General features: G+C 66.7%; 20 protein-coding genes. 11 read left to right on the top strand and 9 right to left on the bottom strand.

Annotated features, from left to right (window positions below):
* The first annotated feature begins 70 nt into the window (after positions 1–70).
* On the top strand, positions 71–2,215 hold the full coding sequence (locus tag FHY06_RS26030; RefSeq protein WP_019655196.1) for a glycoside hydrolase family 3 N-terminal domain-containing protein: 2,145 nt from the start codon (positions 71–73) through the stop codon (positions 2,213–2,215).
* A 31-nt stretch (positions 2,216–2,246) separates the two neighbouring features.
* A complete protein-coding gene (locus tag FHY06_RS26025) occupies positions 2,247–2,408 on the top strand; it encodes a hypothetical protein (RefSeq protein WP_184606792.1) in 162 nt (53 codons plus the stop codon).
* Between the two features lie 124 nt (positions 2,409–2,532).
* Here the strand turns inward: FHY06_RS26025 and FHY06_RS26020 are convergent, their stop codons facing one another.
* Entirely contained in the window at positions 2,533–3,495 is a 963-nt protein-coding gene (locus tag FHY06_RS26020; RefSeq protein ID WP_126185241.1) for a LysR family transcriptional regulator, read from the bottom strand.
* Between the two features lie 306 nt (positions 3,496–3,801).
* Between FHY06_RS26020 and FHY06_RS26010 the strand changes: the two genes are divergently transcribed.
* Positions 3,802–6,570, top strand: coding sequence for an endo-1,4-beta-xylanase (locus FHY06_RS26010; RefSeq protein ID WP_184606790.1), 2,769 nt, complete (start codon positions 3,802–3,804; stop codon positions 6,568–6,570).
* Positions 6,571–6,674: 104 nt separating this feature from the next.
* Here FHY06_RS26010 and rrtA read toward each other — a convergent pair whose 3' ends face one another.
* Positions 6,675–7,268, bottom strand: coding sequence for a rhombosortase (rrtA, locus tag FHY06_RS26005; protein WP_184606789.1), 594 nt, complete (start codon positions 7,266–7,268; stop codon positions 6,675–6,677).
* Between the two features lie 151 nt (positions 7,269–7,419).
* Entirely contained in the window at positions 7,420–7,986 is a 567-nt protein-coding gene (locus tag FHY06_RS26000) for a hypothetical protein (protein WP_184606788.1), read from the bottom strand.
* A gap of 208 nt (positions 7,987–8,194) precedes the next feature.
* Between FHY06_RS26000 and FHY06_RS25995 the strand changes: the two genes are divergently transcribed.
* The 4 genes from FHY06_RS25995 to FHY06_RS25980 all read left to right on the top strand — a co-directional run bounded on the left by FHY06_RS25995 (position 8,195) and on the right by FHY06_RS25980 (position 9,770).
* Positions 8,195–8,761: a TetR/AcrR family transcriptional regulator gene (locus FHY06_RS25995; protein ID WP_019655187.1), complete on the top strand. Its 567-nt coding sequence runs from the start codon at positions 8,195–8,197 to the stop codon at positions 8,759–8,761.
* A 59-nt stretch (positions 8,762–8,820) separates the two neighbouring features.
* Positions 8,821–9,054 (top strand): hypothetical protein, encoded by a 234-nt coding sequence (locus FHY06_RS25990; protein ID WP_132752673.1) that lies wholly within the window; start codon positions 8,821–8,823, stop codon positions 9,052–9,054.
* A gap of 151 nt (positions 9,055–9,205) precedes the next feature.
* The gene (locus tag FHY06_RS25985) at positions 9,206–9,346 is read left to right on the top strand and encodes a hypothetical protein (RefSeq protein WP_184606787.1); all 141 of its coding nucleotides are present in this window, start codon (positions 9,206–9,208) and stop codon (positions 9,344–9,346) included.
* A complete protein-coding gene (locus FHY06_RS25980; RefSeq protein ID WP_184606786.1) occupies positions 9,339–9,770 on the top strand; it encodes an NIF family HAD-type phosphatase in 432 nt (143 codons plus the stop codon). Before FHY06_RS25985 ends, FHY06_RS25980 begins: the two co-directional genes overlap by 8 nt.
* A gap of 66 nt (positions 9,771–9,836) precedes the next feature.
* Here the strand turns inward: FHY06_RS25980 and FHY06_RS25975 are convergent, their stop codons facing one another.
* Entirely contained in the window at positions 9,837–10,412 is a 576-nt protein-coding gene (locus FHY06_RS25975) for a DUF308 domain-containing protein (protein WP_184606785.1), read from the bottom strand.
* 209 nt (positions 10,413–10,621) lie between these two features.
* Here FHY06_RS25975 and FHY06_RS25970 point away from each other — a divergent pair, with 209 nt between their 5' ends.
* Positions 10,622–12,097 carry an HD domain-containing phosphohydrolase gene (locus FHY06_RS25970; protein WP_184606784.1) on the top strand — a complete coding sequence of 492 codons (1,476 nt, stop codon included), beginning with the start codon at positions 10,622–10,624 and terminating at the stop codon, positions 12,095–12,097.
* On the opposite strand, the gene FHY06_RS25965 is transcribed toward FHY06_RS25970, so the two are convergent.
* The gene (locus tag FHY06_RS25965) at positions 12,090–12,395 is read right to left on the bottom strand and encodes a hypothetical protein (RefSeq protein ID WP_260310687.1); all 306 of its coding nucleotides are present in this window, start codon (positions 12,393–12,395) and stop codon (positions 12,090–12,092) included. The two genes, FHY06_RS25970 and FHY06_RS25965, sit on opposite strands and share 8 nt — an antisense overlap.
* Before the next feature lie 224 nt (positions 12,396–12,619).
* Here FHY06_RS25965 and FHY06_RS25960 point away from each other — a divergent pair, with 224 nt between their 5' ends.
* Positions 12,620–13,642, top strand: coding sequence for a LysR family transcriptional regulator (locus FHY06_RS25960; RefSeq protein ID WP_019655182.1), 1,023 nt, complete (start codon positions 12,620–12,622; stop codon positions 13,640–13,642).
* Here the strand turns inward: FHY06_RS25960 and FHY06_RS25955 are convergent.
* From FHY06_RS25955 to pdxR, 4 genes are all read right to left on the bottom strand, one after another.
* Positions 13,560–14,456, bottom strand: a complete 897-nt coding sequence (locus tag FHY06_RS25955) for an ABC transporter permease subunit (protein WP_126185247.1) — start codon at positions 14,454–14,456, stop codon at positions 13,560–13,562. The two genes, FHY06_RS25960 and FHY06_RS25955, sit on opposite strands and share 83 nt — an antisense overlap.
* Entirely contained in the window at positions 14,449–15,237 is a 789-nt protein-coding gene (locus tag FHY06_RS25950; RefSeq protein ID WP_184606783.1) for a taurine ABC transporter ATP-binding protein, read from the bottom strand. Before FHY06_RS25950 ends, FHY06_RS25955 begins: the two co-directional genes overlap by 8 nt.
* Before the next feature lie 16 nt (positions 15,238–15,253).
* Positions 15,254–16,267: a taurine ABC transporter substrate-binding protein gene (gene tauA, locus FHY06_RS25945; RefSeq protein ID WP_126185249.1), complete on the bottom strand. Its 1,014-nt coding sequence runs from the start codon at positions 16,265–16,267 to the stop codon at positions 15,254–15,256.
* Between the two features lie 859 nt (positions 16,268–17,126).
* Positions 17,127–18,665, bottom strand: a complete 1,539-nt coding sequence (gene pdxR / locus FHY06_RS25940) for a MocR-like pyridoxine biosynthesis transcription factor PdxR (RefSeq protein WP_184606944.1) — start codon at positions 18,663–18,665, stop codon at positions 17,127–17,129.
* Between the two features lie 174 nt (positions 18,666–18,839).
* On the opposite strand from pdxR, the gene FHY06_RS25935 reads away from it, so the two are divergent.
* Both FHY06_RS25935 and FHY06_RS25930 read left to right on the top strand, forming a co-directional pair.
* Complete coding sequence (locus tag FHY06_RS25935; protein ID WP_126185250.1) at positions 18,840–19,244, top strand: nuclear transport factor 2 family protein; 405 nt, start codon at positions 18,840–18,842, stop codon at positions 19,242–19,244.
* Positions 19,245–19,284: 40 nt separating this feature from the next.
* Complete coding sequence (locus tag FHY06_RS25930) at positions 19,285–20,778, top strand: NAD(P)/FAD-dependent oxidoreductase (RefSeq protein WP_260310686.1); 1,494 nt, start codon at positions 19,285–19,287, stop codon at positions 20,776–20,778.
* The last annotated feature ends 167 nt before the right edge of the window (positions 20,779–20,945 follow it).

The raw sequence follows: 20,945 nt of genomic DNA, 5'->3' as shown, positions 1-20,945 counted from the left end.
CAACAAGTATCGGCGGCCCTGCCCCGCAGCATGCCATCATTGGGCCCCCGGGTTCTATTCGAAATCCCTGATGAGTCGCATCGACACCCTCCTGGCCCGCATGACGCTGCCCGAGAAGCTGGGCCAGCTCACGATGACTGCCTCCAGCTACACGGTCACCGGACCGGTGCTCGCGGGAGACTCCACGCAGTCGATCATCGACGGCACCGTCGGCAACCTGCTGAACATGGTCGGCCCCGGGCCGACGCACGAGATGCAGCGGCTGGCCGTCGAGAAATCGAGACTCGGCATTCCGCTGCTGATCGGCCTGGACATCATCCATGGCCACCGCACGCTCTTCCCGATCCCACTCGCGGAAGCCGGCACCTTCGACGAGGCGCTGTGGGAGCGCACGGCGCGCGAGGCAGCGCGCGAAGGCGCGGCCGACGGCCTGGCGATGACGTTCGCGCCGATGCTCGACGTGTCGCGCGACCCCCGCTGGGGCCGCACCGCCGAAGGCCCCGGCGAAGACCCCTGGCTGAACGCTCGCATCGCGCAGGCCAAGGTGCGCGGCTTCCAGGGCACCGACCTCTCCTCTGCCGAATCGCTGGCGGCCTGCGCGAAGCATTTCGTCGCATACGGCGGCGTGAACGCGGGGCGCGAGTACGCCGCCGTCGACATCTCCGAGCGCACCCTGCACGAGGTGCACCTGCCGGGCTTCGCGGCCGCCGTGCACGCTGGCGTCGCGACGCTGATGCCCGCCTTCACCGATCTCAACGGCGTGCCGATGACGGCGCACATCCCGCTGCTGCGCGACTGGCTGCGCGGCGAGATGGGCTTCGAGGGCGTGATCGTCAGCGACTACAACGCGATCGCGGAACTCATCAAGCACGGCGTCGCCGCCGACCTCGTCGATGCCGCGGTGCTGGCGCTGAAGGCCGGCGTCGACATCGACATGATGGCCGATGCCTACCGCAAGGGCCTGCCCGTCGCCCTCGAGCAGGGCCGCGTGACGATCGAGGAGATCGACGCGAGCGTGCGCCGCGTGCTGCGGCTGAAGGAAGAGCTCGGCCTGTTCGACGACCCCTACCGCCGCGGCTCGACACAGGAGCCCGCCCAGGCCGTCGCCGAGCGACGTGCGGTGGCGCGCGACGCGGCGCGCAAGTCCATCGTCATGCTCAGGAACGAGCGCGACACCCTGCCCTTGCCCGCTGCGGCGAAGACACTTAGCGTCATCGGCCCGCTGGCCGACGCGAACACCGAGATGAAAGGCCCGTGGTGGGGTGCGGGCGAGCACGAGCCGGCCGTCACCGTGCTGGCCGGCCTGCGCGCCGCGCTGCCGCAGGCCGACGTGCGCCACGCGCCGGGTGTCGCCATCGAGAGCGACGACGACAGCGGCATCGAAGCGGCGGCGGCGCTGTGCGATGGCGCCGATGCGGTCGTGCTGTGCCTGGGCGAGCGCGCCACGATGAGCGGCGAGGCCGCCAGCCGCGCGACGCCCGCCCTGCCCGGCCGGCAGCAGGCCCTGGCAGAGGCCGTGATCGCGCGCGCGAAGACGGCGGGCATCCCCGTCATCGCGATCGTGTTCTCCGGGCGCCCGCTCGTCATCCCCTGGCTGGCCGAACACAGCGACGCGCTGCTGGCCGCATGGTTCCTCGGCGTCGAGGCGGGCCATGCGATCGCCGACGTGCTCACGGGCCGGGAGAGCCCCAGCGGCCGCACGCCGATGAGCTGGCCGCGCGCGGTCGGGCAGGTACCGATCTACTTCGGCCAGCGCCCCTCCGGCCGGCCGATGAATCCCGGCGACTACTTCACGAGCAGGTACCAGGACGTCGACAACTCGCCGCTGTATGCCTTCGGCCACGGCCTGGGCTACGGCCGGTTCGGCTACGACGACCTTCAGGTCGAGCCGCGCCGCGTGCAGGCGCAGGACACGCTGAAGATCAGCGTCGCCCTGCGCAACACCGGCGCGCGCGAGGCCGAGGAAACGGTCTTCCTGTTCGCCCGCCGCAAGGTGAGCCGCGTCACCCGGCCGCTCCTGGAGCTCAAGGGCTTTGCGAAGCTGCGATTGAAGCCTGGTGAAGAAAGCCGCGTCGAACTGGCGCTACCCGCGTCCGAACTGCGTTATCTCGGACCCGACCTTGAGCCCTTGTTCGACGAGGGCGAGGTGGAAATTCTGGTGGGACCGAGCGCGGAGCCGTCAGGCCTGCTGCGCCAGAGCATCGAGCTGCGCTGAGTACCTGCGGTCGCGGCGCCCTGCGCGAGCGATGAGCCTGCGTGCCGTGCTCGAAGATCCGGAGCAGTCCGAGGAAGGACATGAGCGCCAGCAGAAGCGTCCGGCCCGTCCAGGCCTGGTCATGCACATCGCAGCGCCAGGAGTACGTGGAGACCTGATGCGCAAGTACCGCACGGCCTTCGCTCGACGGTGAGGCGTCGCCGGGGCCGAAGGTGGTGCGCTCAATCGACAGCGCGCCATTCAGGTCGCCGACGCGGCATCGTGGATCGGCAACAAGCTCGCATCGGGCAGCAGCAAGTGGTCGTGCGTCCGATCCTCTAGGCCAACGGACGGGGCGTCGCTCTCTCGGCCAACGTCGCTTCGGCCCGATGGTCCGCCATGTTGCGGATCACGTCCATGAACGCCAGCGCAGCCGTGGTGGGCGGCTCGCCTTGCAGCGTGATCAGGCCGAAGTCGGGCATGCGGGTGGGAAGCTCGGTGGCGATGCGCGTCAGCAGTCCGCGCCTCACATACTTTTCCACCAGCGCAGCGGGCTGCAGCGAGAGCATGGTCGTGCTCTGCAACAGCTCCAGCGCGAACAGGAACGATGGCGTCTCGACGATGCCCGAGGTGAGCGACAGGCCGGTGCTGCGGAAGATGTCGTCCGACACCTTGCGCAGCGCGGTGGATGCCGGATAAAGGATCCAAGGCCAGTTCGACAGCTCCCTGAGCCCGGGGGCGTTCGGCCCGCGCAACGGATGGTGCACGCCTGCGGTGATCTGCAGCCTTTCACCAGTCAGGTTCTCGTAGTGGAACTGGTCGCGCCGGGATTCGTCGGTGAAGCGGCCGATCATCACGTCGATCTTGCGCTCGGCCAGCCACACGATGAGCTGATCGCTGCTCTGCTCCAGCACCTTCACCACCAGCAGCGGCCGCAGGCGCTGCAGCTCGGCCACCGCGGCAGTCAGCACGTGCGCCGCACCCGAGATGGCGCCGATCGACAGATGGCCGTGTCCTCCCTGCTTCAGGGCGCTGAACTCGTCCACGAACTTGCGATAGCCGTCGAGTGCCGAATGCGCGTACCGCAACGTGAAGAGCCCGAGCTCGTTCGGTTGCATGTCGCGCGGCAGGCGGTCGAACAGGCGCGCCTCCAGCATCTCCTCGATGTCCATCAACACCTTGGTGGCAGCCGGCTGCGTGATGTACATCTGCTCGGCAGTCAGGCGCAGGTTGCGCGTCTTTCCGAGGATGTCGAGGAACTGCAGATGCCGGAAACGCAGACGCGAGACTTGCGCCAGCATCAGGGGTTTACCAGAGGTCTTGCCCGAACTCATCAGCATTTGGAATGGATGCTAGCGAAAAAGTCAGTGGACCGGCAGGGGGCCGTCACCTAGCCTTCGGGTCGGTCAACCAGGGCTCCGCAGAGAGCCGGCGAGTCGCGGCACTTCGCCGCACCCCGCATATTCCATTCCGGAGACATCATGCAAATCAGATCATCGGGTCTGGCGGCCGCACGGCCGGCCGCATCGAACGGCCCCGCCTTCAGATCGAGGAACACGCGCAGCACGAACCCTCCGATCCTCAGGACCGCCAGGAGGATCGGGACCATGTTCACAAGGCCTCGCATCAAGAGCCTCCTGATTGCGTTGCCGAGCGCACTCGCGATCGCGAACGCCGCTCTGGCGGCCAATCGGCCAACGAATCCTGCCGACTGGCCGGCGCTGAAGGACGTGTACAAGAACCACTTCCTGATCGGCAGCACCAATCTCGACGCGCGCAACTTCGGCGCCGACGTGGTGCCGGGCGAGAACTCGGTCGCCGCCATGACCGTCAAACACTTCAACGTGGTGACGCCCGGCAACGCGATGAAGCCGGAGTTCTGGAATGGGGGAATCAGCAATCCGACCCCGAACTTCCTCACCAACCTGACCTCGGGCATCAACGCCGACATCAGCGCGGCCAATGCGCGCGACGTCAAGGTCACAGGGCACGTGCTGGTCTGGCACAACCAGTCGGCCCAATGGCCCGCCCCCAATGTCCTGACTGCGAACGGCGGATGGGAAACCCCGTGGGACTACGCAACGGCGAAGACGAACCTGGAGTACTACATCCGGACGGTGGCCGGCCATTTCGATCAGGCACCGTTCAAGACCTACGCCTGGGACGTCGTCAACGAGGCGTTCAAGGACAACCCCGACAACCCCGCCGACTGGAGGAACGCGCTGCGAACGGGCTACAGCCCGGAGGAGCGTCCCTCCCGATGGGCCCAGGCCTACGCCAAAGGCGGGAAGAGCTGGGACTACATGTATGACGCCTTCTACGCCGCGCGCCAGAACACGACCGCGATCCTGAACTACAACGACTTCAACGACAACGAGCGAGCCTCGAAGGCCACCGCGATCGCTTCGATGGTCAAGGAGTTCAATGAACGGTACGCGGCCGAATCGGCCGCGGGCAAAGGGCGGGTCCTGCTGGATGCCAAGGGAAATCCGAGGCCGCTGGTCGACGTCATCGGCACGCAGGGGCACTGGGACATGAGGCTCAACCTCGACGCCTTCGAGAGGACCATCAGGACCTATCTCGAGACCGGGGTGAACGTCGACCTGACGGAGCTGGATCTCGCACCGACCCTGGGCCTGGACAAAGGCCAGCGGATCCAGAACGGCCCCGAGATGGATGCCCTGTTCAAGGAGCAGGGCATCCAGTACGCAAAGCTCTTCAGCCTGCTCAAGGAGTACTCCGCCGGACCGGGAGGTCGTCACCCCGAGTACAAGGGCGGCGTGCACCGGGTGACCTGGTGGGGCATGACGGACCCGGGCTATCACACCAACGGATATCCGTGGTCCGGCGTCGGCCAGCCGAAGGAGGCGTACTGGGCCACGACGAACCCCGAGCAGTACCTCATCGATGCGGGCCTGCCGCCGAACGGGGTCACCGCGACCTTCAGCTATGGCGGAGAAAGCTTCAAGGCCCGGACCTGGGGCGGCAAGAACGCCCAGGCGATGCTCGACATCAACGTGCCGGTCGGAACGAAGAACGTCGTCTTCACCGCTGCCAACGTCTCGCTGCCCGCGGGGTTTTCCGTCGAGAGCATGAAGTTCAACCCGCCCGACTGCGCCGTGATGCCCGGAAAGCCGTGCCATGTGACGGTGACCGCGCGGGGGCCCGCACCGGCAACGGCCTCCGTGGAGAACACGGCGACCTTCGTACTGTCCTTCGGCAAGATGACCGTCGGGTGGATGGATGCCGCCAACGCCCTCGAGGCACCGTTCTCCTATGCGGATGTTCGCTTCAGCGACGGCGTGACCGCGTTCAAGCAGTACAAGACCTCGTATGGAAGCGACGGGATGGCGAGAGCGTCCGGCGTCGTGGAAACGAAGGCTGTGCCTAAACATGGCCGCGCCACGCTCGTGCTGCAGCCGCAAGACCCGATCGCCGGTCCGTTCGGCCTGAGGTTGCAGAAGGATGCGTCGACGGAGAAAGCCTGGCGACTCGTCACCAGATTCGAGCCCGGCAGGACGTACATGGTCGTGTCCGGCGAGTCGGCTTCCAACGGACAGACGCAGGCCGCTGCTTTGACCAACAGGAGCAAGCCCGCGACCACGGCCTCACCCGAATCGCTGTCGCGCACGCCCGTCGTCCTGCGTGGCGATGTCCTCGTGCCATTGCGCAATTCGAATGCGCCCGCGAGCGAGCCCGCGCTGGCCCAGGACAACCTCAAGTTCGTCTTCGAGGAGGCGAAGAGCCCTGCCGCAGGACCGTACGCGGTCCAGGAGGGGCACACGATGCAGAGCTTCATCCATGGCACCAACGCCTACCCGCACATCGTCTTCAGAGGCAACGGTGCGACAGGCACCGTCGTGGCAGGTCAGAACTCGCTGATCACGCGGCAGACGAACGGCCAGGAGGGCTCGCAGATCGCCGAAAGAGCGCTGGATCAGGCGGTGTGGTTCAACACGCCCATCGACCCGAAGACCGGCGCGATGAAGATGTTCCTCTACACCGAGAAGGACGGCATCAAGCAGCATCATGTCCTGAAGGAAGTGAACGATGGCGAGACGCCCAACAGGGACGCCGGGAACGCCATCAGCCAGCGGCAGGGCTCCATCGGCGGGTTCGTCGCCATGCAGGCGGAGAGCCCCACGGAGGGCACGAGCGTCAGGCTCTACGCCTACGACGTCGAGTCCTACGCGCCGGACGACGAACAGCCGCCGACGACGACCCCGCCGACGACGCAGCCTCCCTCCTCGCCGCCGCCGGCAATGCCGATCGCCTTTCCGTTCCGCAGGAGCGGCGGCGCGCTGGACGCGGGCGACCTCATCCTGGCGCTGGCCGGCCTCGCCGCGCTCGCGGTAGCCCGCCGCCGCCGGCGATAAAGCGGGCGCCGCGGCCGGACCTCGGCCGCGGCTACATCGCAAGCGCGCCCTCATGGACGGCCTCGACAGCAAGGTGAGCCGGATCTCGATGGAAGGCCGCCGGCTCAGGCCCGCCGAAAGTGCGGCCACGCCCACTGAAAGAGGCACAGCGCCAGTGCGCACAGCGCGCCGTACAGATGAGCCTCGACCAGCACGTCGCCGCCGATCAGCGCGCGCTGTGCTTCCAAAGGCGGATGCAGCATCTGCCAGCCGATGCGTGCGATGACGGCGAGCAGGACGATCAAGGCCACGCGATCGCCGCGCCAGGCACGCGGCGCCAGCACCCAGACGAAGAGCCCGTAGAGCACGCCCGAGAGGCCCGCATAGTCCGTGGCTCGAGGCGATGCGACCACCAGCAGGATTCCCACGCCGAGGGCCAGCACGACGATCGCAATGGCCCAGGCGCGCCAGCCGAGCGTGCCGGCCGCGAACGCGGCGCACAGGGCCAGCCCGCCAGCGTTCATCACGCAGTGCGCCCAACCCAGATGCACCACGTGCGCCGAGACAAGGCGCCACGGCTGACCGCCGAGCACAGCGGCGCGCTCGTAGCGCAGCGCTTCGTACACGGGCTCGCCGCCCGCCTGCAAGGCCAGCATCAGGCAGGCGACGGCGATGGGGACGAGCCAGTTGGCGAAGGACCGCTGTGGGAGAGATTGCACGGGGCGCAGCCCAGTCGGGGATTCGGTGAAACCTTGTTGTGGCCGAATTCTGCCCTTGGCCTGCGCCGGCTGCCAGCGCTCCGGTCGAGCGCGGCGAAGCGGCGCATGGCACCTGCCCCGGCGATCGTCGACGATGGCCGCGTACGCGGCCCTACTTGCGTGCCAGCGGTATCTGCAGATTGGTCGGCCGGTTCTGCTCGGTGTCGAAGCCTCGGCCGTCCACGTGGCGCGCCCCCCAGAACAGCAGGCCGTGCGAGACGTACACCAGGTCGTATTCCATGAAGTTCTTGCCAGCGCTCAGCCCGAAGGGTGCGAAGTTCTTGCCGAAGACGCTCTGCGTCTGCCCCACCTCCCATTTGGCGTAGCCCTGGGCGGCGACCTGGTTGAGCACATCGGCAAATGCCTGCAGCAGCGGCGTGACCTCGTAAGCCTCGTCGGCCACGAAGTCGACCTTCTGCGCGCCGGGGGCGATGGGGTGCTCGCCCTGCCAGTGCATGTGGCCCCTGATCAGGATCCTCGCCAGCGGCACCTTGCCGTAGGGATCGGCCGAGTTGGCGATGGCCAGCTCGAAACGATCGCCCGCCAACGCCTTGAACTCGCGCTTCAGATAGAAGGGCTTGAGCGTGCCGTCGGGGGCCTTCTGCGCACTGGGACGGATCTCGGGGGCGATGCTGATCCAGTCGCCCGCAATGGCTTGCTTGGTCTGTTCAACGGTCATGGGTGAACCTCCTGCAAAGGATGAAGGGGAAGTGGAAGGGATCGCACCACAGGCGGCAAGGGCCAGAGCCAGGGGTACGCAGAGGAGAGCATGGCGACGAGCGGGCACGGTGTGTTCCTCGGACCGAAACTATGACGATCGTCATAGTAGCGCCAATTATGATGGTTGTCATATTTTTTGAGAACGGCTCGAACGAGGAAACAACGGCATGGCGGGTGACGTGCGCGACCGCATGGTCGAAGGAGCGATGGCGCTGCTGGCACAGCGCGGCTTGCAAGCCACCTCGTTTTCCGAGGTGATCGCGGCCACGGGAGCGCCGCGCGGATCGCTCTATCACCACTTCCCGGATGGCAAGGACCAGCTCGTGGCCGCGGCCGTCGACCGCGCCGGTGCCGTGCTGGCCGATGCGCTGACCTCCGTCGCAGGCGCCTCGGCCGAGGCAGTGGCCGAGCGTTTCCTCGCGATCTGGCGCGCCGTGCTCACGCGTTCGCAGTGCGAGGCCGGCTGCGCCGTGCTGGCCGTCACGGTGGCCACCGACTCGGCCGAGCTCCTCTCGCATGCCACCGTCGTGTTCCGCGCCTGGCATGGCCTTCTGGCGGACCTGCTGAGAAAGGGAGGACTCCCGCCGGCACGCGCCCGCTCTCTCGCCATGATGCTGATCGCCTCGGCGGAAGGCGCGGTAGTGCTGAGCCGGGCCGACCAGAGCCTCGAACCCTTCGAGACGGTCGCGCAACAGCTGATGGCCCAGGTGCGCCAGGCGGCCGGTGCAGCTTGACGCTGGCCCACCGATGCCTGGAACCATGGCCAGGAGATGGCCTGCAGATACTGAAAAAGATGGATTGGATCCCCGTAGTCTTCGTTACCTTCAAGGCCCTCGTGTTCGGCGCGGGCATGTTCTTCGCCATCAAGTGGCACTATGAGCGAGGGAGAAAGGGAAAGGAGAAGCAGAGCACTGCTCTACGTGCGGGCAGCAAGGTGGCCGCAGTCTTCTTGCTGTCGCTCCTCGGTATCTCGCTCCTCGCCTTCGGGCTTGGCAAGGTGCTTGGTCTGGACCTGGCCCTCCCATGAAGGCGAAGGATGGTCAGTACCTCGTGCCGCGACTGGCCACGCAGATCACGAGCGAGTGGTGCGATGAGCTAGCGGTTCATTTGTGCCACCCAGCCATGGACGTGCTTGACCAATTCGTGGCCGTCATGAGCTCCCACGAGACAAGATTCGCATGGAGCTGATGGATGTTTCTCTGACGGAACTCAAGTCCGCGTTCTTCATCGCGGGCGATGCGAAGAAGGAAATCGCCGTTACCCCGGCACAACGCAGCCAAGACCAGACGCTCCTACGGTCAATCCAAGTCCATGAATAGCTACGTCCTTGCCCTGGATCTAGAAGGCACCTTGATCTCGAACGCGATGAGCCAGATACCGCGGCCAGGCCTGGCTGAGTTCCTGACTCGTTGCGCTGAGCTATTTCCCCGCATCGTCATGTTCACCACTGTCAAGGAAGACCGATTCCGCAAGATCGCACGCCTCTTGGTGGACGAGAGAGTCGCGCCCAGCTGGTTTGCGGAGATGGAATACATCACCTGGCACGGCGAAACCAAAGACCTCAAATTTGTCCCGGGCGTGCATCCCCAGCACGTATTGCTGGTCGACGACTTTGAGAAGTACGTTCATCCCGGCCAGGAGGCACAGTGGCTGCAAATTGAATACTTCGACTACCCCTATGGCTCAGAGGATCGTGGTCTTGCCAAGATGCTCGAGATATTGGCTGAGCGTGTTGTTCGATGAGCGTTGGGCTCTTTGGCGGCGTCAACCGGCCAATTTCACCAAAGCCGCCCTCCGCGCAACCCCACCTCACCCCTTGTGAGCAAACACCCCCTTCACCCCACGCCTCCCCTCCCGAACCCAAACAACCACCCCCGAGATCAGAAAGTACACCGCTCCCACTGCCGCATAGCCGGCAACCGTCTGCAGCACAGGTGCGCTCCCGCCCTGCTGCGCGACGAAGAAACCGCCGGCCAGCGCGGACTGCGCGCCGCTCAGCATCATCACCCACTGTCCGCCGCTGTCCTTGCGGCGGCGGATGGCGGTGGCGAGCTGGAGCAGGCCCGAGGCGATGGCCCAGGTGCCGAAGATCGCGAGGACGATCTGCAGGTTCATCGCGAGCGAGGCTGCAATCGCGAGCGTGACGAGGGCGCTGATCCAGATGTTGATCAACTGGGTTAGGTTGGCCTTCGCGCCGCCGGACATCCTGACGTCGAGCAGGTTCGCGAGGGCGTCCCAAGCGGGATAGGCGATCAGCAGCACCGTCGCCAATGCAGGCGACTGTTTCGCGAGGGTGAAGACCGCTGCGACCCACGCGAATGAGAAGGCGGCACGGACGAGGTAGTACTTGCGCAGCCAGGCGGCTTGCTGGGATTCGGTTTTCATGGCGTCGGTGTATGGCGGTTGTGGCGGAACGGCTGCAGGAGCCACGGATCGAAGGATTGCCGCTCGTCGAGAAAAGGAGCGAGCGGCACGGATGCGACGATTCTTCCGCGTCGTCGCCGCACGCGGTATCCGTCGGATGACCGACACGGGCCCATGAACTGTGCGATGCTGCGTCCCTGTCTGCCTTCCCTCGCAGCGCCCCACTTCCCATGCCCGACGACACGACGACCATCACCGTTTTCGACGCGGTCCGCGCGCTGGCCTTCATCGGTGACCTGAGCATGGGCCAGCCGACCGACCATTCGCTGCGCACGGCCTGGCTTGCCGGGAAGATCGCGGAAGAAGCCGGCTGCGACGCTCACCAGATCGAGGCCGTGCGGCATGTCGCGCTGCTGCGCTGGTCGGGCTGCACCGCCAATGCCCAGGAGTTCGCGGACTTCCTCGAAGACGACGTGCAGGGCCGGCGCGCCCTGCTCGCGTCACCGGCACCGCGCGTGCGCCAGCCGCCCATCGGCGGCCCGGTGCCCGACGCGGTACTGGCCATGGCGGACATCCACTGCGAGATCGCGGGCGACATCGCGAACACGCTGGGGTTGAGCCGCGAGACCGAAGCAGCCTTGCGCGCGGTTTTCGAGGCGTACGACGGCAGCGGCATTCCCGGCGTGCTGCAAGGCAACGAGGTTCCGCTCGCGACCTATGTGGTGGCGCTGGCGAGCGATCTCGAAATCTTCGGCCGGCTCTATGGCATCGACGAGGCGCTCACGATCTCGCGCGGGCGTGCGGACAGCCTCTACCCGGCCTTCCTTGTCGACGCGAGCGCGCCCCATGCCGCTGCATGGATGAAGGAGCTGGATGCCCCCGTCGCGCCATGGACCGAGCCCACCGAGCAGCCTGCCTCGATGCTCCGGCGCATGGGCCTGGAACTGGTCGGCGACGTGATCGACCTCAAGCTGCCCTGGATGACGGGCTACTCGCGCAGCGTGGCCCGGCTGGCGCGCGACTGTGCCGCGCAGCTCGGACTGGACGAGGCGGCATGCCATCGCACCTACAAGGCCGGGCTGATCCATGGCATCGGGCGCGCTGCGGTTCCCAATGCCGTATGGAATGCGCCCGAGCCGCTGCCGGCCTCGTCGCTGGAGCGCGTGCGGCTCGTGCCGTACTGGACTTCCCGCGCGGCAGGGCAGATCGACGGCCTGGTGGCGGAGGCGGAGATCGCGTCCTTCGCCTTCGAGCGGCGCGACGGGTCGGGCTACTTCCGCGGCCGCTCGGGTTCGACGATGCCGCTGGAGGGGCAGATCGTCGCGGCGGCGCAGCAGTGGCAATCGCACCGCACCCGCCGCCCGTGGCGGGAAGAGTTCACTCATACGCAGGCGCTCGACCGCATGCAGGAAGATGCCGCGGCAGGCCGCTTCGACGCGGAAGTCGTCACCGCGCTGCTCGCATGCGCGATGCCGGGCACGTCGCCGAAGCCCGCCGTGCAGACGCAAGGCGATGCCTCCCTCTCACAGCGGGAGCTGGAGGTGCTGCGCTGCATCAGCCAGGGCCACAACACGAAGGAAGTCGCTCGCGTGCTCGGCATCAGCCCGAGCACGGTGCGCACCCATGTCGAGCGCCTGTTCCAGAAGCTCGGATGCACGACCCGCGCGGCCGCGACGCTGAAGGCCGCGACCCGGGGGCTCATCTAGCGGCCACGGCGGCGCGCAATGAACGCAGCGTGCACTCGGCCGCCTCGATGCGCCGGCGCAGTTCTTCGTTGACGACACGCACCAGCGCACTGAGTTCGGAGCGGCTGGAGCAGACCTCCTCGGCATCGTTCACGCGCTGGGGGCCGATGAGCCTTTCGAGGCCGGCGTAGGCGTGCCGCACCTCGTGCAGGCTCTCGACGTCGTCGCAGGCCTGCAGCGCAAGCGATTCGGCGCTGGTGGATTCGGAAGAGTCGGGGAATGAAGAGACACGCGCGGACGCGCGAGCGGATGCAGCCATGAATTGGCCTCCAAGACGTTCAGTTATTAAAAACAATGCCGCTGGCCAAGAGGCGCTTGCGGCGGCGTCGCAGAGGTGATTCGGGAGACCAAGCCCGGTCACGCCTTTTTTTGACGTGACGGCGCGCAGTATAGCTACGCAGCCGTCCTTCACCGGAGGAAACAAACAGGCGATGCCCCTACTTCCGACGGCCTCATCCCGGAAGCTGGAACAATCCGGCCACCATGGACGGTCTGGATCTCATCAAAACATTTCGCGAAGTCGCCTTCCGCCGCAGCTTCTCCCGCGCGGCGATCTCGCTGGGCATGTCCAAGGCCACCGTGAGCCGCTACGTGGCCGAGCTCGAAACCCGCAGCGGCGTGCGGCTGCTCAATCGTTCCACCCGCGCCCTGAGCCTCACGGACGCGGGCCAGGTGCTGCTGGAGCGCAGCACCGAGCTGGTGACGATGGCCGAGAACACGCTCAACGACCTGCAGGCGCACGGCGCCCACCCGCGCGGGCGCCTGCGCATGAGCGCGCCGCACGGGCTCATCGCCGGCTGGCTATCGGACGTGATCGCGGGCTTCATCAAGCGCTACCCCGATGTGTATGTGAGCCTGGTGTTCACCAACGACGACCTCGACCTGATCGAGGAAGGCATCGACATCCACCTGACCGGCGGGCGCATCGACGACATGAACCTGATCGTGCGCCGCCTCGTGCAGTTCGATATGGTGGTGTGCGCGGCGCCGTCCTATTGGGCGCAGCGCGGCATGCCCCAGGTGCCCGAGGACCTGAGCCGCCACGACGTGCTGAGCTTCTCGGCCAAGCAGACGACCAACCTGCCCTTCGAGACCGACGGAGAGACTCACGAGGTTCAGGTGCACAGCCGCATGGAGGCCAACGACGCCGTCGCACTGATCGAGCTGGCGCTTCGCGGCGTGGGCGTGGCCTATGTGCCGGAGCCCCTGGCGCAGTCGCACCTGGAGCGCGGGGCGCTGGTGCCGGTGCTGCGCGAGCACATGCCGCGCGAGCACTGGCTGTACGCGGCCTACTCGCAGCGCCGCCACAACAGCGCCGCGATGCGCGCGATGCTCGACTACCTCGAACAGTCGATGGATGCGCTCACCGAAGGCCCTGCCCTGCCGCCGCCGGTGCCCGTGACGGTGGCGCCGCCGCCACCCGTCACATGCGCCCTTTCCAAGGCACAAGCCGGCGTTCGAGCCACCGCATCAGCAGGTCGAAAAGATAAGCCACCACCCCGATGACGATGATGCCCATGATCACGATGTCGGTGCGCAGGAAGTTCGACGCGTTCAGCACCATCTGACCCAGCCCCATGTTGGCCGCCACCATCTCGGCGGCCACCAGCGTGGTCCAGCCGAAGCCAATGGCGATGCGCATGCCCACCAGGATGTCGGGCAGCGCCGAGGGCAGGATCACGTGGCGGATCACCTGCATGTAGCTCGCACCCATCGAATACGCCGCGTTGATCTGCTCCTGCGACGCACTGCGCATGCCCGAGCGCGCAGCCAGCGCCAGCGGCGCGAAGCAGCTCAGGAAGATCAGCAGCACCTTCGGCAGCTCGTCGATGCCGAACCAGATGATGATGAGCGGCAGGTAGGCCAGCGGGGGAAGCGGCCGGTAGAACTCCAGCGGCGGATCGAAGATGCCGCGCCAGAAGCGGCTCATGCCCATCGCGATGCCCACCGGAATGGCCGTGACGCAGGCCAGCAGGAAGGCCGAGAACACGCGGAACATGCTCGCCAGGAAGTGCTGCCACAGAGGCTTGTCGTTGGCCTGGCCGGTGAGGTATTCGTAGAACTGCTGGAACACCGCCTGCGGCGTCGGCAGGAACAGCGGCTTCACCCAGCCCATGTTCGTGACGAGGAACCACAGCGCCACCAGCGCGATCACCGTGACGATGCTGATCGTCAGGCTTGAGCCCTCGCCCGGCACCTTGAAGGAGCTGGTCTTGAGCTTGGTGCCCGCTGCCGGCGGTGTTGCAGGCGCCGGCGATGCGGTGGGCTTGGAGGGTGTTGGCGTCATGGCGACGGGGGATGCGATCGACACCTCAGACATGAGCGGCCTCGCGATGATGAATGATCGAGAGCACCTCTTCACGCATGCGGATGAAATCAGGCTCCGACTTCACCTTGCGCGAATTGCCGTGCGAGAGGTACTGGCGCGAGAAGGGCACGTCGTCGTAGACGTGCGAGATGCGTCCCGGGCTCGGGCTCATCACGATCAGCCGGGTGGCCAGGAAAAGCGCCTCCTCCACCGAGTGGGTGATGAAGAACACCATCTTGTTCGACTTGGACCAGGCCTGCAGAAGAATCTCCTGCACCTGCTCGCGCGTGAACGCATCGAGCGCGCCCATGGGCTCGTCCATCAGCAGCACGGCCGGGTCGCTCGCCAGCGCACGCGCGATGCCCACGCGCTGCTGCATGCCGCCCGAGAGCTCGTACACCGCGCGGTCGGCGTACTTCTGCAGGCCGACGAGGCCGAGCTTTTCTTCCGCGATGCGGTCGCGCTCGGCCTTGCCCATGCCGCCGAGCCGCAAGCCCAGCGCCACGTTGTCGCGCACGTTGAGCCAGGGCATCAGCGCGTGCTTCTGGAACACCACACCGCGGTCGGCGCCGGGGCCTGTTACCGGCTTGCCGTCGAGCAGGATCTCGCCGGTCGATGGCGGCAGGAAGCCCGCGATGCTGTTGAGCAGCGTGGTCTTGCCGCAGCCCGAGGCGCCGAGCGCGACGACGAAGTCGCCGTCGTGCATGGTGAGGTTCACCGGCGCCAGCGCTTGGAGCGTGCCGCCCTTGACCGCGTAGTTGACCGTCAGGTCGCGAATGTCGAGCGTGGGCATGTGGTGCCGCCCCGGTTCACTTGCCCATGGCCTTTTCAACGTACGCCGTCGTCACGTACGCGCTGTAGTCGGGCTTCACCTCCTGCACCCGCCCCTGCTCCTTCAGGAAGGCGGCCGTGTTCGCCATCGCCTTGGCCGCGCCGCCGCCGAGCCATGTGGGCGAGACCTGCTCGGCCATGGTCGGGAACGAATAGAGCGCCATCGCAGGGCCCACGTCCTTCGGGTCGGCTTTCGTCCACTTGGCCATCGCCTTGGTCTGCGGCGAATCGGGCGTCCAGCTCTTGCCGGTGGCCTTGTATTCCTCGTTCGCGCGGTTGAGCGCCTTCACGAAGGCGACCATGAAGGCCTCGTTGGCAGCCGCCCACTTGGCATTGACCACGATGCCTTCGAACGTGGGCGCGCCGCGCGCGCCGATGCTGCCCGAGGTGGCGATGGTCTTGCCCGTGGACTTGATCTTGGAGAGCACCGGGTCCCAGATGAAAGTGGCGTCGATGTCGCCACGCTCCCACGCAGCTGCGATCTCCGGCGGACGCATGTTCATCACGTTCACGCTCCTGGCGTCGACCCCGTCCATCTTCATGCCGGCCATGAGCTGGTAGTGCGCGGTCGACACGAAGGGCGTCGCCACCTTCTTGCCGGCCAGGTCCTTCATGCTGTTGATGCCCGAGGCGTTGCGGGCGACGAGCGCCTCGGCGTTCGCGATGTCGGCCGAGATCCAGAACAGCTTGATGTCCTGCCCCTGGCTGGCCGCGGCCGTCAGCGGGCTGGAGCCGGTTTCACCCATCTGCACGTCGCCTGAAGCCATCGCGCGGATCACGTCGCCGCCGCCTGCGAACATGCGCCAGTTGATCTTGTAGCCGGTGGCTTTCTCGACCTCGCCGGATTCCATGACGAGGCGCAGGGGGACAAGCATGTCCTGGTGGGCGAAGGTGACTTCCTTGGCCTGCTGGGCGGAAGCCGTGCCGCACAGGGCTGCGAGCGTGGTTGCCAGGACGGCGAACTGGAGGGGGAGACGGCGGGACATGGTCATCTGGGTGCTCCGGTGGGTGAATCTCGCCGGACTTTGCACCCATCGGGAGCAGCCAGGAAGTACCAGCGACTGTGTCGGCATGGAGCCAGTCGGTGAGTGAATACCCTTGTTGTGGTGCGTTCTGCACGGGGGAGGTGCACTTTGGAATCTGGCTGAGGTTGAGGGTTTGCTTCCCGAGGCCGGGTCTCGGCCCGGCGGCCGACCTACTTTTCTTTGCTTCGCCAAAGAAACGTAGGCAAAAGAAAGGCGACCCTACTGTCTGCGTCCCTCCGCTTCGCTACGGGCAACCTGCGGTGCTCGACGTAGGAGGGGGTCCGCAGAACTCGCTCCACTGCGTTGCGCTCAAACAGCTGCGGCCCTTATCCCTCCTACGCCTGCGCTCCTCGGCGCAGCCAGAAGGGAGCGATCCGCGCCATCGCTTCGCTCGGCTGCTGAATCGCCTGGACTGGCCTTCGCTTCGCTCGGCCGCGGATATGGGTCAAGAACTCATCCGCATGCACTTCGCCCACCGCACCCCCGACACGACACGCAGGTCCAACGACCTCACGGCCCCAACGTCCCCACCGCCTCATTCCAAGCCCAGCAGGCGCGGCCGAGCGCAGCAAAGGCCCGTACGTCTCCCCTCCCCTCTGGCTGCGCCGAGGAGCGCAGCGTTTCGCGGATCAGGGCTCGCCCTTGTCTGAGCGAAGCGAGTTTGGGCGAGACCCCGCGACACGCGAGCACCGCAGGTTGCCCCGTAGCGCAGCGAAGGGGTCGCAGACAGTGGGGTCGCCTTTCTTTTGCCTACGTTTCTTTGGCGAAGCAAAGAAAAGTAGGTCGCCTGCCGGGGCGAGTCCCGGCCTCGGGAAGCAACCCAACCTCAGTGAGTAAACCCGCCAAGAGATCGAACTTCACCGCGAGCCAAAGCCAACTCCCCCACAGCCAAAGCCAACGCCCGAATCCCTGCCGGAATCTGAGCAGCCGCAATAGAAGACAACCTCAACCGAAAGAACGGACAAGGATAGGGAGGCCGAGCAAAGAACACATCGCCCGCTTCAATCAAGACCCCATGGCTGCGAGCCATCAGAGCCAGCTCGGTAGCGTCCACCCACGTAGGCGCCTGCACCCATATCGAGGCCCCGCCGGAAGGCAGCCGAAACTCGAAATCGGGCAGGTGCTCCCGCAACGCCTGCGCCGCAATGGCCAGCCGCTCCTGCATCGCGTGATTGACGCGACGGGCATGCGACTCGTGATGCCCCAGCGAAAGAAACAGCGCATAGGCATGCTGAAGAAAGGCACTCGGATGCCGCACCATCGCATGCCGGATCACCCTCAGTTCCTTGATCAGGGCACGCGGCGCCACGATGAACCCCAGCCGCAGCGCCGGCGAAAGGCTCTTGGAAACAGAGCCCACGTAGATCACCCGCCCCGTCTTGTCCAGGCTCTTGAGCGCCGGCATGGGCGTGCCCTCGTACAGGTTCTCCGCCTCGTAGTCGTCCTCGATGATGACGAAGTCCTGCAGCTCGGCCTTGCGCAGCAGCCACTGCCGGCGCTCCAGGCTGAGCGTGGCGGTGGTGGGGCTCTGGTGGGAAGGCGTGACGAAGAGGTAGTCGGCAGCAGGCAGGGCATCGACAACGAGCCCGTCTTCATCGACATCCACCTCCACCCACTTCGGCTGCCGCAATGAAAAGCTGTTGCGCGCGTGTGGATGCCCCGGCTCCTCCAGGCCCACGCGGGTCTGTTCGTCGAACAGGGCCTCGGCCAGCAGGTAGTAGGCGTGCTGCGCGCCCATGGTCACGAGGATCTCTTCCTTGAGGGCGAACACGCCTCGCTTGGGCAGAAGTCGCGTACGGATCTGCTCGATGAGGTCGGGAACGTCGTCGGTCTCGAAATCCGGCGTCCAGTGCGGCAGCTGCGAGCGCGCCAGGCTGCGCGCACAGCACTCGCGGAAGTCTTCGGTGGGAAACAGCTGCGGGTCGTAGTTGCCGTAGACGAAAGGGTACGGATAGTCGCGCCACTGGTCGGGCTTCGACAGCGTGGGCTTGTCGACCAGCGAGCGCAGCACGCGGCCCGACCAGTCCGGCGGCTGGCTGGCCTGGCCGCTGCGGCCCACCAGCGGTTCGGCGGGCACCGCGGTCAGAGGGCGGGCGCCATGCGCGACGAACACGCCGCTGCGCGGGCGCGCTTCCAGGAAGCCTTCGTCGATGAGCTGCAGATAGGCCGAGGTGACGGTGTTGCGGCTGAGCCCCAGCAGGGCGGCGAGTTCACGCGACGAGGGCAGCGGCGCGCCGGGCGCGAGGTGTTCCTCGAGGATGGCCTGCACCACGCTGGCGCGCAGACGGGCCTGCAGAGGCAGCGCCGGTTGATCGGGCAGCGCGAACAGCTGCGCCCACTGGATGGCTCGCGGATTCGGGGGCATGGTGCGCCGCAGTTTAGGGCAGCCATGCCGGTCCGTGGCGCATTGGCGGCACATCCGAGGCGCTCTGGCTCGGTCGAATCCCACCATCTGGCCCTATCGCGCGGGCAGGCCGCTGCCTACGCTTGCTCCATCGAATTCCTGAGCCTTCGTGCAGCCAACGCCATTTCCAACGCCATGCCTTCCTCGAATACCGCCACCGTGACCACCGACACCCTCGCCGCCTTCAGCGATGCCTGGAACCGCCACGACATCGACGCGCTGATGAGCTTCATGACGCCCGACTGCATCTTCCAGACCGCCGCCGGCCCCGAGGCCTGCGGCACGCGCCACGTCGGCACCGAAGCGGTGAGGAAGGCCTTCGCCGCCGCATGGGCCACGGTGCCCGATGCGCAATGGACCAACGGCGTGCACTTCGTGCATGGCGACTTCGGCACCTCGCAGTGGACCTTCACCGGCACCGCCGCCGACGGCAGTCGCATCGAGACCGACGGCATCGACGTCTTCACCTTCAGGGACGGAAAGATCCACCTGAAGAACGTGTTCCGCAAGGCACGGCCGAACCTGCCCGCCGCGAAGTGACACGCCGGCCTCCTTTCCCTTCCTTCGATTGGAGCCCCTCATGACCATGACAGGCACCGCACAGCGGGACAACGCCGGCACGGCCAGCATCGACGGCGCAGCGCTCCGCCAGCAGCAGCAACTGCAGCAGCCCAAGGCCCCCTCCCGCCCCTACGACCCGCAATACGACCCGCTGCTCGCTCCCGACCCCGGCTCGGGCCGCGCCTACGCACCCACCTGGTGGGTGGCCAGTGCCGGCACGCCGCCGGAGGACGACGGCCCGGTCACGAGCGACATCGACGTGGACGTGGCCGTCATCGGCTCTGGCGCCACCGGCATGTCGACTGCGCTCTACCTCGCGCAGGAGCACGGCATACAGGCCACGGTGCTGGAGGCCAACCAGGCGGCGTGGGGCTGCTCCAGCCGCAGCGGCGGCCAGGGGCAGAACGCGAGCGGCCGCCTCAAGCGCTCGCAGTGGATCGAGCGCTGGGGCCTCGACACAGCGAAGAAGCTCGACGCCGAGATCCGCAGCGGCTTCGAGAACTTCCGCCACCTCACCACGCAGATCGACTGCGACGCCTGCGACGGCGGGCATCTCTATCTTGCGCACCGCAAGGAGAAGCTGCCCATCCTCGACGCCGAGGCGCGGCTGATGCGCGAGAAGTTCGGCTACGCCACCCGCATGATGAGCGCGGAGGAGGTGCGCCGCGACTACTGCGACGAGCGCGAGACCGTCGGCGCGCTGTACGAGGCCGAGGGCATCGGCATCCATCCGCTGAAGTTCACCTTCGGACTGATGCGGCGTGCGCGCGCACTTGGCGTGAAGGTGCACACGGCGAGCCCCGTGCAGGGCTGGGAGACCATCGACGGCGTGCACCACCTGCGCACGCCCGGCGGCGTGGTGCGCGCGCGCCGCGTGGCGGTGTGCACCGGGGGCTACACGGGGCAGGCGCTCAACCCGATGCTGAAGGACCGGATCATGCCGATCCTGTCGAACTCGGTGGTCACGCGCCCGCTCACCGATGCCGAGCTGCAGGCCACCAACTTCCGATCGAAGACCTTCCTGACCGACACGCGCACGCTGCGCTTCTACTACCGCCTGCTCGAAGGCAACCGGCTGCAGCTGGGCAGCCGCAGCGCGGTGACCGGCGCCGATGCCGAGGGTGCGGTGCACCTGAAGCTGCTCACCGACGCCATCGCACGCAAGTTCCCGCCGCTGGCGGGCATCCGCATCGACTACTCGTGGTGGGGCTGGGTCGACATGAGCCACGACATGATGCCGCGCATCACGCAGCCCGACGCAAGCAAGAGCATCTGGTACGCGGTGGGCTACGGCGGCAACGGCGTGTCGTTCTCGACCTGGGCCGGCAAGCGGCTGGCCGAGCGCGTGGCGGGCAAGGACGCGGGCCGCGAGGTGTTCGAGCTGCCCATCTACCACTCACAGCTGCCCTTTCCCAACGTGATGGGCATGGTGGAGTCGCGTGCGTTCGCGCCCTTCCGTCGCGTGGGGCAGCGCATGCTCTACAAGTGGTATTGGCTGCGGGACGAGAAATAGAAAGGGATTGCCAGGCGCACCGCCAGCGCGCATTCCCCGAAGTGGCGCACGGCACTGCCGCACAACGGGGCAAACCCACCCCTTCTGGCCCTGCGAGTCGCAGCGGGTTGGCTCTTCGCCCGCATGCACCCAGCGCCTATCTTCGACACAAGGTCCTCGCCCTGGCG

This window comes from Variovorax atrisoli (assembly GCF_014195185.1).
GTDB classification, from domain to species: domain Bacteria; phylum Pseudomonadota; class Gammaproteobacteria; order Burkholderiales; family Burkholderiaceae_C; genus Variovorax; species Variovorax atrisoli.
The sequence above is the reverse complement of the archived record's forward strand: the minus strand, read 5'-3'. Positions and strand labels throughout refer to the sequence as shown.